A 12,207-nucleotide genomic window follows, 5' to 3' on the forward strand; every position below is an offset into this window, starting at 1 on the left:
CAATATTAACTGTCCGAATATGAACAATGTATGTTCAGATACGGACAAGAAAGTCAGTTGTAAAGGGAGCACATTGGACGCTGTACTTAGTGCACAAAGAGGAAACATTGAATCCAGGTCTAGTCCACCTTTTTCCTAGCAAAACGTGGACTCACCGTGGACTGACTGTGTACTGACTCCTGCAAACAATTAGGTAGTTTTTAGTGTTCTTACTAAATACACCAATAGAAAAATAGATGACAGAGAGACACACATATCATACGGGGATTATTGGCAATTGTGCTTACCTGGTACATATTAATAAAAACACTAATGTTGATTGGCTTTGCTGGCCAAGGTTTGACAGCTCATTCGTTTTTGGCGGATTATTAGATGAAGACAAAGGCGGTGAGTTTTCTATCCGCCCAAGTGGCGAATTTACTTCGGAACAGTTTTATCTGGAGAACACCAATATTCTTTGCACAGAAATAACCAATACCGAAGGCAGATACAGAATAACCGATTTCTCGCCCAGATTTTATCAGCATGAGCGGTATTATAAACCTTTAATGCTGATTAGAAAAATAGAAACAATTGAAGGAAATCCAAGAGTTAGAGTAAAATGTAAACCCGTATATAATTATGGTTCTACAAAACAAAAAGGACATCGCGGAAGCAATCATATAGAATTTAACGGGGCCGACGAGGATATGCAGTTGAGCACTAATATCTCGCTCAGCTATATTGAAGATGAGAAATTCTTTGCCTTAAATGAGCCTAAATATTTAATATTAACCTATGGCCATGAGCTTGATGCCCCTATAGTAAGCACTGCCGAACGCTTTTTAAGGGAAACAACTAGGTATTGGAGAACATGGATTAAACATTCTACAATCGCAGGTTTTTATCAGCATATGGTGATCCGCTCTGCGCTGGTATTAAAAATACATCAGTATGAAGATACGGGGGCAATAATTGCCGCCAGTACTACAAGTTTACCGGAATCGCCGGGGAGTAAAAGAAATTGGGATTATCGATATTGCTGGATGCGGGATACTTATTATGTAATCACCTCTTTAAACCACATTGGCCATTTTGAAGAAATGGAGAAGTATTTTGGTTACATCACCGATATTTCTTTTAGAGATGATGTAAGGTATCAACCTTTATTTGGTATTGCCGGAGAAAGGGTGCTTACTGAACGGGTACTGAAGAATATTAAAGGTTATCAAGGAAATAAGCCCGTCAGAGTAGGTAATCAGGCATATGAACACATTCAAAATGATATTTACGGACAAGTTCTGGTTTCTATGCTGCCGCTTTACACCGACTATAGGTTTGTTTTTAAAGAAAGACAGGATTCGGCTCAGTGGTTAGATTATTTGTTGGGCAAAATTGAGCGGACTATTGATGAAAAGGATGCCGGATTATGGGAGTTTCGCAATATTGCCAATGTACACTGTTATACCAATTTGTTTCAGTGGGCTGGTGCAAATGCTGCTTTGAAAATGGCTAAGATGATTGAGAATAAGGATTTTGAGGACAGGGCAATAGTGCTGATCGATAAAGCGGCCAAGCATATAGAAGACTGCTATGATCCTGAGCGAAAGGTGTATACCCACGCGGTTGATAGTCCTTATCTGGATGCCAGTACTTTGCAATTGATATTGATGAATTATCTGGATCCGCATTCTCAAAGAGCCAAGGATCATTTGATTGCTTTGGAAAAAGAACTGAAAGCAGAAAATGGATTGTTCTACAGGTATTTGCATACCGATGATTTTGGTAAGCCTAAAACAACCTTTTTGATCTGTGCTTTCTGGTATATCGAGGCGCTGGCTTGTGTGGGCAGGTTAGATGATGCGATAAGAGAATTTGAATCTATTATAGATTATTGCAATCACTTGCTCTTGTTTAGTGAAGATGTGGATGAAAAGGATGGAAGCCAGTGGGGCAATTTCCCACAGGCTTATAGTCATGTTGGCCTGATGAATGCAGCTCATCGCATTGCGATTAAATTAGATAGACCAGTGTTTTTGTAAATTAAAACAAAGATTTAAGTAGCTCTCTTACTTCTTTGTAATCTCTTAAGTAATATCGGGCAGCTGAAATAGTGCTGCCCACTTTTATAGTATAGGCTTCTTGTGGCAGGGCTTTAAAGATGTCTTCATCCGTGTGGTCATCGCCAAGTGCGATTATAAAATCAGGGTGTTGCCCGTATAGCCAGTTTTGTGCTGCCTTGCCTTTGTTTACTTCTATATTCTTAAATTCAATAACCTTGTTTCCTTCCATCATTTGCAGACCCTTATCGGCAATAAACAGACGCAGGTGATTGGTGATTTCGTTTGCGCGTAATTCGCCTAATCCTTCTTCCACTTTTCTATAATGCCACACTAAGGAGTAACTTTTTTCTTCAATAAAAGAGCCCGGAGTTCTATCGGTATAGGTATCCAGTACAGCTTTAACTTCTTGTTTCCATTTATCGGTTAATAGCGGAAGTGCTTTCCATTCTTCGCTAAGCTGTTTTTGCCAGGCTCCATGTTCTGCAATCATATCAATGTTTAAGTGGCCAAACCATTGTTCCAGGGTTTGATACCTGCGTCCACTGATAATCACTACGCGGTTTGCAGGATCGGTACTTAATTTAGTTAGCAGTTTGTATAGGTCTTCATCAGGCGAAGCCTTATCAATGTCACCCTGGAAACCTACAAGGGTTCCATCGTAATCTAAAAATATATACCTGTCCTTTGATTTTTTATAGTCCGCAGCTATTTGATCTTTTACTGATTGTACCGCATGTTTTGTGAATAGAGATTCTTGCAGTTCTTTCACTTCTTTTAGTTTATCCATAAAATTTTTAACCCATAGGTTGATGTTGAACTTTTTAACAATATGCCTCATACTGGTCATACGCGTAATTTGTTCTTCCATCGGCATTTCTATTGCGCGTACAATTGCGCGCATGGTCTCGCCAATATTGGTTGGGTTAACTATTAATGCATCGTTTAACTCTTTAGATGCGCCCGCCATTTCACTTAAAACCAGTACTCCATCGTTATTTGTGCGTGAGGCTACATATTCTTTGCTCACCAGGTTCATTCCATCTCGCATGGGCGTAACCAGACAAATGTCGGCAGTGCTGTATAGCGCCGAAAGGAATTCAACCGAGAAAGACCTGTAGAAATAGTGGATAGGCTGCCAGTCCATGGTACGGAAACGAGCATTGATATTACCTACCAGCTGATCTATCTGATCTTTTAACTCCTTGTATTTGGGTACGGTATCTCTGGATGGCACCACCACCATATATAGCGCTATCTTTTCTTTATACTCTGGATGGAGCTGTAGTAATAGTTCTACAGCTTGTAAACGCTGAGTTATGCCTTTGCTATAGTCCAATCTATCGATGGTAAGCATAATTTTAAGGTCCTTCTGACTGGCTTTAAATGAAGCCGAGTGCTTAGCTACTTTTGCGTGTTTGGTTAAGCTTTCAAATTTATCGGCATCAATTCCCATAGGGAATGCTTCTACAACAACCTGTCTGTCTTTATGAATAATCACATTGTCTGATAGTTTGCTGGTTGATAATCTGGATGCTGCACTTAGAAAATGCCTCACATCATCAAACGTATGGAAGCCTAGTAAATCTGCGCCAAGCATTCCTGAGATGAGTTCTTCTCTCCAGGGTATTAGTCTGAATATTTCATAAGAAGGAAATGGGATGTGTTGGAAGAAGCCTATGGTAACCAGCGGCTTTTCTCTTCTGATGAGGCAAGGTAAAAGGAGCAGCTGATAATCGTGTATCCATATGGTATCGCCATCGCTAATTGCTTCTATTGCTGCATCTTTAAACTTTTCGTTTACAGCTTTGTAGGAATCCCAGTATTGCTGCTCAAAGTTTGCGTAAGTGGTGAGGTAATGGAATACTGGCCATAATATCTCGTTAGAAAACCCCTCATAGTATAAATTGATTTCATCGGTAGTTAAGAAAACAGGGATAAGATTAAGAGGGGCAAGTAGTTTTTTGACTTCTCCTTGCCTTTCTTTTGGTATGTCGATGCCGGGCCAGCCGATCCAGACATTGTTTCCTTGCTTATAAACGGAGCCTAATCCTGTTGCCAGGCCACCCTCACTTGATCGAAGTATGTACTCACCGTTTTGTTCTGTAATCTTAACTGGTAAACGGTTTGATAGAATGATTGTTTTGTTATTAGTTAGCATATTATACTAAAACAACCAAGACGAAGCTTGATTGTTTTAATAAATTAACTAAAGATTCTTAAGAAGTGGTTTTCGAGGTGATTCCTCATACCATTTCTAAATAGTTCAGGAGAGCCATTTTCGAGGATGTCAACTAGCCCTTTATGAGATACAAATTTCTGTATTTGAGCTTGTTTTTTTAATAAACCGCTGTTGTGCACATAGTCAAAAACAGGTAAGAGCATTTTCTGAAAACGTTTTAGCGTTTCATTACCTGCTATTTCATATAGCTTGCCATGAAATACTATTTCGTGGTCTATATTAAAGATGTGGTCTTTTGCTGTATCAGGTTCGTTCTTTACAATTTCTTTTAACTCTTCTATGTCTTTTGGAGTAACACGTTGGAAAAGGAAATCGGCCATTCCTATTTCAAGTACTAGTCTTAATTCAAATATCTCTTTAAGTGTACCCTGATCTAAAATATGAGGATTCATACTTTTGCTCATAATACCAAAGATATCTGGGCTGGTAATTATAGAGCCTTTCTTTTTCTTTGTTTCTATTAGTCCCATCATTCTCATTCTTAGTAAAGCTTCGCGCACAACAGTGCGACTTACTCCAAGACTTCTTGATAGGTCTAGTTCAGTAGGGATAAGGTCGCCAACTTTTAATTTCCTCTCTACTAAGAGGTTTACAAGGTTGGCTTCAACTTTATCAACCAGCGAGCTGGTATCTAGTTGCATTAATGATTCGGTAGCGTCAGTTGTCATATTATGTATTACATATAATTTTCTTGGTTAGAATAGCTAAAAATAAAGATTTAGCTTGTATTTCAATACAATGTTAATAAAAAATTTGAAAATAATTCTTGCATTAAAGAAAAATAAGTCACAACTTAGAGTCATTATGTTATACATAATGCTTAACCTAACCAATATAGTAATGAAAAGACTTTACCAAAAGTACGTTAGCAAAGTCCTACTAACGTTAATTACAAGCATGACAATGCTTACTGCACTAGGCCAAAACATTAAAATATCTGGACGGGTAACAGATGCCAAAGGGCAGGGTATACCTATGGCCAGTGTTTTGATTAAAGGAACAAAAATCGGAACTGCAACAAGTGAGTCTGGTAACTACACACTTTCTGCAAAAAGCGGAGATGTATTAGTAGTTAGTTATACCGGATTTATCAGCCAACAGATAATAGTTGGAAATCAAAGTACTATAAATGTAGGCCTGTTAGAAGATACACAGGGACTGGATGAGGTAGTGGTAGTTGGATACGGAACTCAAAACCGTAGAAATGTAACCAACTCTATTGCTAAGCTGGACAAAGAGGTTCTGGCAAGTACACCTCGTTCTAATATAGGTAGTGCATTGCAAGGAACTGTTTCTGGTTTACAGGTGGTTAATACCACTGGTCAGCCGGGTGCCTCTCCTTTAATTTTATTGCGCGGTGGCGCTTCAATTAATAGTCCGGGTGCTCCATTGGTTATTGTAGATGGGGTTGTTAGGGCATACAATGACATCGCTTCAGAGAATGTTGAATCTATAGAGTTACTTAAAGACGCATCTGCTACTGCAATTTATGGTGCACGTGCTAACAACGGGGTAATTTTGATTACCACTAAAACCGGAAAAGCAGGATCAGCTCAGATCTCTTATAAGTTTACTGGTGGCTACAACAAAAACAGAGAGGGTTATAAATATATGGATGCTAAAGATTACATCTATTATACCCGTTTAGGTTATTTAAATGCCGGAAGGTCACTAGATCAGGTGAATTCTGCAAGAGGCTTAGGTCTTTCTACAAATGCTGCTGACCTTGCAACATTTGATATTAAAAAATATGTAGAAGGTACTACAACTTTGCCTTCGGGATGGGGAGTGCTTGATGATCCTTATGGTGGTAAAATTATGTATAGAGATCACGGTGGTGAGGTTGAGAATGTATTGTTCAGAAACACCTACACCAAAGATCATTATGTAAATGTTAGCGGCGGAAATGATAAAGGAAAATACTTTGCCGCATTTGATGCTTACAATGAAAACGGTGTAATTGTAGGTTCTAGCTACAAAAGATATACTGGTGATATAAATGGTTCTTATAAAGTTAAACCTAATGTTGAAGTAACCAGTGGTGTAAGTTTATCAACTTCATCGCAAATAGGTGCTATTGGTGGCGATGTAAATACTTTATATCGTAACATGGCCATCTGGCCAACTTTCAATCCTTGGTTAGATGAGGCTAAGACAGTTCCAAACCCAGGTAATGGTGTTACTGATGGTAACCCTTTGTATTGGTTAAATCGTTTAGATCGTACCAATGAAGTAAATAGGGTAGTAGTTAATGGAGCCGTAAAATGGGATATCATTCCTGGTTTATACTTTAAAGCTACCGGAAATGCTTATCTAAATGAAAAATTGGATCAATCTTTTCAGAAGTCTACCCAAACCTATGCCAACGTTTTTTCCGGAACTATAGGAAATAGCACAAGAAACTCAATCTATGCTTTTACCAGAGATTTTCAGACTCAATACAATGGTATTTTAAATTATACCAAAACCTTGGGTGGCAAGCATAATTTCAATGTAATGGCTGGCGGTGAGTATTTCAATGTGAATTCGTTTGCACAGCAGGTTTTTGGTCAGAATGCACCAACAGATGATATTCCTACTGCAAATGCTTCGACAACTTTTGCTGCGGGAAGCAATTTTTCTAATAAATCTCAATATAAAATCCTTTCAGCTTTAGGACGCCTTGCTTATGACTATGATAACAAATATTTGTTCACTGCTGTATTTAGATTAGATGGTGTTTCTAGTTTAGCTGCTGATAATAGAAATGGGTTTTTCCCGGGTATGTCTGCAGGATGGAACGTACATAAAGAAAACTTCTTCATGAATTCAGGTATCAGCAATTACATTTCTTCTTTAAAACCACGTATCAGTTATGGAGAAAATGGTAACGTTGCAGGTTTAGGTCGTTATGAGGTTCAAGGTGTTTATGCATTGCAAACCAACTATAATGGTGCTGCAGGTTTCTTAAATACAGGAGTAATAAACGGAAACTTAAGATGGGAAAAAAGTAAAACTACTGACGCAGGTTTAGATTTAGGCTTATTTAAAGACAAAGTGAGCTTAACTTTTGATTACTACGACAGAAGAACCAGCGATTTGTTAACTAATCTTGATTTACCTAGTTATGTAGGCTTCGGATCACTAAGAACTAACCTTGGTACTTATCAGAATAAAGGTTATGAGTTTGCTATTAATGCCAGCATATTGGATAAAAATGATTGGAAAGTTAATGCCGGAGTAAATGCTTCGTTTGTTAAAAACAAGATTTTGCAATTGCCTTACAATGGTAATGAGAATAACAGACAGGGTGGTTTGCAGGTTTTTGATCCTAAATCAGGAAAGGTTGTGTGGGTAGGCGGTTTGCAGGAAGGACAGGCTTTAGGTGATATTTATGGATACAAACAGTTGTCTATTTTTAAAGATGACGCTGAGGTTGCTGCGGTTGCAGGAAACCGTACTGATGCTGTAGCTGGTATTACCGGGCCAAACTTAGCTGCAGGTAAAAATGGCCGCATTACTCCTGGTGATGTGAACTGGCAAGATGTAAACGGTGATAACATTATCGATTCAAGAGATCAGGTTTATTTGGGTAACATTTTCCCTAAATGGACTGGTGGTTTTAATACCAGTGTTTCTTACAAAGGCTTATCAATGTATAACAGATGGGATTTTGCAATCGGTCATACCATTTATAATGATTTAGTCTCAAGAACTTTGGGTAACTATCAAGGTACGTTTAACTACATTGAGTTACAAAAACAGGCTTGGTCGCCAACGAATACGGTTACCGATATTCCAAAGGTTTATTATGCAGATCAGGTTGGTGGTTCAAAACAAAACTATACCAGAGCAAACAATGCTAATGGTGTATTGAACGGTAACAACTCGAGATTTTACGAGAAAGGCGATTATCTGGCTTTAAGAGAGGTTACACTTGCGTATACATTACCTGAAAATTTAGTGAAGAGATCAAAGGTTCTTTCGAATATGAAGGTTTATATAACCGGTAGTAATTTGTTTTACATTACCAAGTTCTCGGGGCCTTCTCCAGAGCCTCCTGTTAATACAGATGGTGTAGTTACCGGTATTTACACAGGTACGTATCCAACTGCAAGATCATTTATTATGGGTGTACAAGTTGGTTTCTAATATTTAAGATTTAGCGATATGAAAAAGAACATAAAAAATATTCTAATCTGTTTAGGGATTAGTGCAATAGCCTTTAGCTCTTGTAAAAAAGATCTAAATTTAAGTCCGATAAGTAACTTGAGTGATGCAAGTTACTGGAAAACTGCTGATCAGTTTGATGCTTTTCTAAGTGGTGTACATACACGTTTTCGTGAGCATACCAACAATTTTGAATTTCTTGGTGAGGTACGTTCAGATATATATGGAACGGATCCGGGTACAACAGCTGCATTTACAGGTGAAGCGACCCAAGGTATGGAGCGCATGTGGTTGCATACCTTGGATGCAGATAATTCGGGAGTAAGTAATTTTGGAGGGTTTTATAACAACATTAATCAGATCAATCTTTTGATTAGTAAATTAAACTCTACCGCCATAGTATCTGATGCTACAAAGAAGAATTATTTAGGTATAGCTTACGGTATGCGTGCTTACTATTACTTCCAATTGTATAGAAGTTGGGGTAAGGTTGTGATTGTAACAGATCCAACCGTTAATATTGATATTTCAAATTTAGCTAAACCTGCATCTTCTGAGGCAGATGTAATGAGCCTGATTAAATCGGATATTAACCTTTCAAATGAAAACTTTGGATCAGACTATTCTTTTTCTGCTAAGAACAAAAAAGGATTCTGGTCTAAATCTGCTACTCAGATGTTAAATGCAGAGGTTTATTTATGGACCAGCTACAGAGGTGGTGGTACTGCTGATGCAAATGTTGCAAAAACTGCATTGACCAGTATTCAGTCTGGCGCTCCGGCATTAACATTGTTGCCTAACTTTGCCGATGTATTTTCATCGACCAGTAAAGATAACAATGAGGTTATTTTTGCTTCAAGAAATAAGCTTAACGAAGCTACTTTGCCATTTATCGGAAACTTTGTGCCGCAGACAAGTTTAATTGTTAACTTCTACGATTCTTTAGCCAACAGAAAGTTTGATGTAGTTACTGATAATTACGGTGGATTATTAAGAGTTCCTACTAAAATAGCTACCTACAGAAAGTTTGATGATAAAGATGTTCGTAAAAACTTAACTATTCAGGCTGCTTATTCTCAGCCTTCGGCAGGTACATTTAAAATTGCCGGTGCATTCTTGAAAAAATATCAGGGGGAACAAAATGCAGGAAGCAGAGCGTTTACTAATGATTTCCCGATTTATCGTTATGCTGATCTGTTGTTGCTCTTAGCAGAGGCTAAGGTAGCTTTGGGTGAAAGTCCGGCAGCCGAGATTAACCGTGTGAGGTTAAGAGCTTATGGCGCTAATTACAGTGAAGCGGTGTATGGTTATCCTAATCAGGCTATAGATAGTGATCCTAAAGAAGCGATACTTCAGGAGCGTTTATTAGAGTTTATTGGAGAGGGAAAAAGATGGTATGATTTAAGACGTATGGGTAACAACTATGTGTTCGCTAAAACAGGTTTGTCATCATCGGAGGCTTATAAATTATTATGGCCAATTGATAGAACATCTTTAACTAATAACAGGGCACTTACTCAGACTGATGGTTATCCCGCGTTTTAATTGATAATTTTAAGAGGGTGCTCCTTTTTCGGACACCCTCTACCACTAATTTTACACACTACAATAATAATATACACATATGATTTTCAATAAGCTAGAAGGCTTAATTGCCGCTCCTTTTACTCCTATGACTGAAAGTGGAGCCATCAACTTAAATATTATTCCAGATTATTATAGATTTTTAAAACACAATAAGGTTACCGGTGCTTTCATCTGCGGATCTACCGGAGAGGGGGTTTCAATGTCTACCGAAGAGAAAAAGCAAGTTGCACAAGCATGGGCTACATGTACTAAAGATGATCCGGATTTTAAAGTAATGTTGTTTTTAGGTGGCACAAGCATTACAGATTGTAAGGATTTAGCCTTGTTTGCTAAACAGATTGGGCTATATGCCATTTCATTTACAGCTCCGTTTTACTTTAAACCAGCAAATGTAGATATGCTTGCTAAAGCTTGTGCTGAAATTGCTGCGGTAGTGCCGGATATGCCATTTTACTATTACCACATCCCTGTATTAACAGGAGTAGGTTTTGCAATGTATGATTTATTAAAAGCGGTAGACGGTAAAATTAAAAACTTTGCTGGCGTAAAATATACGCACGAAGACTTTATGGATTTCTTATCTTGTATGAGCTTTAAAGATGGAAAATATGATATGCTTTGGGGCCGTGATGAAAATATGCTTTCTGCTTTGGTATTGGGTACTAAGGGCGCGGTTGGCAGTACGTTTAATTATGCCGCACCATTGTACTACGATATGATTGAAGCATTTGAAAATAACGATCTTAAAAAGGCGCAGTCATTACAACAGCTGTCGATTGATATGATTAGGCTACTTGGTAAATACGGTGGTATAGCGACAGGAAAAGCCTATATGAAAGTTGTAGGAGTAGATTGCGGCGAATTTAGGTTGCCGGTTAAGAATATGGATAATGATCAGTTTGAACTGTTCCAATCTGATGTTGCCGGGCTTGATTTTGATACTTTTAAATCAAACGCGCCTCATTAGTTTTTAATAACGTAGGCTTATGAACAAATACTTATTTTCTTTATCAATCCCTTTTATGCTGATGTTTACTGATGTTTCTGCCCAGGAAACCACTATAGAGCAGGTACAATGGCGTACTGCTGCAAAACTGCAAAATGCAGATGGCAGTACATCATTGGGTTTTGCAGGTGCAATTAATGCTGTTTTTAATGATGCACTACTGGTAGCCGGCGGGGCTAATTTTCCTGATAAAATGCCCTGGGAAGGAGGGAGTAAGTTTTATTCCAATAACATTCACATCCTGCTTAAGCAAAATGGAGGTTATGTTTGGAGTACCAAAACCTTATCTGCAAAATTACCTCATCCAATTGCTTACTGTGGCAATACATCCACTGATTTGGGGGTTGTATATGCTGGTGGAGAGGGTAAAGATGGCTTATCTAACAAGGCTTACCTCGTTAGTTGGAATGCTGCGGATATAAATATCAGGATAAAACCATTACCTGATCTGCCTGTTGCAATTACCAATACCGGGCTAACCCATATTGGTAATGTGGTTTATTTGGTTGGTGGTGATATGGAAAAGAGTTCTTCTAGTGCTTTTTATAAGCTTGATTTGAATGCTAAAGATGCTTCATGGCAGCAATTACCAAGCCTGCCACTTCAATTGGCAAATGCCTTGGTAATTGCTCAATCTGATAGGATCTTTGTAATAGGTGGTCGCACTAAAACTCCATCAGGAATTAGTGATTTAAACAATACTACTTTTGCTTATGATATAGCTAAAGGTAATTGGCAAAAAATGGCTGATATATCTGATGGCAAACATACAACAACCTTTTCGGCCGGTGCCGGAGTTGCTGTAAGTAACAATTTAATATTGGTTTCTGGAGGCGATAATGGTTCGGTTTTTCATAAGATAGAGCACTACATTTCGCAAATTTCAAAGACAACATCCCAGGAAGAAAAGGATAAACTTACTAAGGAAAAGAACAAGTTAAATGTTAATCACAAAGGGTTTTATAAAGAGCAATTGGTGTATAACATTACTACAAATAAATGGAGTAAAATAGGCGAATTGCCTTTTCCCGCTCATGTTACTACTACTGCAACAAAATGGGGAAGTGATATTGTTTTATCTAACGGAGAAATAAAACCCGGTGTAAGAACACCATCGGTAATGATTGGCACGATCAAAATTGGTCACATAAAGAAATAAGCAATGATGGTTTCATTGGGCTTCA

7 protein-coding genes are annotated in these 12,207 nt (G+C 38.2%); 5 read left to right on the forward strand and 2 right to left on the reverse strand.

Annotated elements, in window-relative coordinates:
• The first annotated feature begins 236 nt into the window (after positions 1-236).
• Positions 237-2,021 carry a glycoside hydrolase family 15 protein gene (locus HQN83_RS14940; protein WP_173091128.1) on the forward strand — a complete coding sequence of 595 codons (1,785 nt, stop codon included), beginning with the start codon at positions 237-239 and terminating at the stop codon, positions 2,019-2,021.
• A gap of 1 nt (position 2,022) precedes the next feature.
• Here HQN83_RS14940 and HQN83_RS14945 read toward each other — a convergent pair whose 3' ends face one another.
• Together HQN83_RS14945 and HQN83_RS14950 are read right to left on the reverse strand one after the other, a co-directional pair.
• Positions 2,023-4,200 (reverse strand): bifunctional alpha,alpha-trehalose-phosphate synthase (UDP-forming)/trehalose-phosphatase, encoded by a 2,178-nt coding sequence (locus HQN83_RS14945; protein ID WP_173091129.1) that lies wholly within the window; start codon positions 4,198-4,200, stop codon positions 2,023-2,025.
• Between the two features lie 44 nt (positions 4,201-4,244).
• Entirely contained in the window at positions 4,245-4,949 is a 705-nt protein-coding gene (locus HQN83_RS14950) for a FadR/GntR family transcriptional regulator (protein ID WP_173091130.1), read from the reverse strand.
• A gap of 172 nt (positions 4,950-5,121) precedes the next feature.
• Here HQN83_RS14950 and HQN83_RS14955 point away from each other — a divergent pair, with 172 nt between their 5' ends.
• The 4 genes from HQN83_RS14955 to HQN83_RS14970 all read left to right on the forward strand — a co-directional run bounded on the left by HQN83_RS14955 (position 5,122) and on the right by HQN83_RS14970 (position 12,182).
• Positions 5,122-8,412 (forward strand): SusC/RagA family TonB-linked outer membrane protein, encoded by a 3,291-nt coding sequence (locus HQN83_RS14955; protein ID WP_173091131.1) that lies wholly within the window; start codon positions 5,122-5,124, stop codon positions 8,410-8,412.
• Between the two features lie 18 nt (positions 8,413-8,430).
• Positions 8,431-9,975: a SusD family outer membrane lipoprotein NanU gene (nanU, locus tag HQN83_RS14960; RefSeq protein WP_173091132.1), complete on the forward strand. Its 1,545-nt coding sequence runs from the start codon at positions 8,431-8,433 to the stop codon at positions 9,973-9,975.
• Positions 9,976-10,054: 79 nt separating this feature from the next.
• A complete protein-coding gene (locus HQN83_RS14965; protein ID WP_173091133.1) occupies positions 10,055-10,984 on the forward strand; it encodes a dihydrodipicolinate synthase family protein in 930 nt (309 codons plus the stop codon).
• A gap of 19 nt (positions 10,985-11,003) precedes the next feature.
• Positions 11,004-12,182 carry a galactose oxidase gene (locus HQN83_RS14970; RefSeq protein ID WP_173091134.1) on the forward strand — a complete coding sequence of 393 codons (1,179 nt, stop codon included), beginning with the start codon at positions 11,004-11,006 and terminating at the stop codon, positions 12,180-12,182.
• The last annotated feature ends 25 nt before the right edge of the window (positions 12,183-12,207 follow it).

It is taken from the genome of Pedobacter foliorum, from assembly GCF_013266735.1.
Lineage (GTDB): Bacteria > Bacteroidota > Bacteroidia > Sphingobacteriales > Sphingobacteriaceae > Pedobacter > Pedobacter foliorum.

What these genes read in the sequence shown, in the direction of transcription:
- HQN83_RS14950 (WP_173091130.1), bottom strand. Translation starts at nt 4,949, where the DNA reads ATGACAACTGACGCTACCGAATCATTAATGCAACTAGATACCAGCTCG.
- HQN83_RS14955 (WP_173091131.1), top strand. Translation starts at nt 5,122, where the DNA reads ATGAAAAGACTTTACCAAAAGTACGTTAGCAAAGTCCTACTAACGTTA.
- nanU (WP_173091132.1), top strand. Translation starts at nt 8,431, where the DNA reads ATGAAAAAGAACATAAAAAATATTCTAATCTGTTTAGGGATTAGTGCA.
- HQN83_RS14965 (WP_173091133.1), top strand. Translation starts at nt 10,055, where the DNA reads ATGATTTTCAATAAGCTAGAAGGCTTAATTGCCGCTCCTTTTACTCCT.
- HQN83_RS14940 (WP_173091128.1), top strand. Translation starts at nt 237, where the DNA reads ATGACAGAGAGACACACATATCATACGGGGATTATTGGCAATTGTGCT.
- HQN83_RS14945 (WP_173091129.1), bottom strand. Translation starts at nt 4,200, where the DNA reads ATGCTAACTAATAACAAAACAATCATTCTATCAAACCGTTTACCAGTT.
- HQN83_RS14970 (WP_173091134.1), top strand. Translation starts at nt 11,004, where the DNA reads ATGAACAAATACTTATTTTCTTTATCAATCCCTTTTATGCTGATGTTT.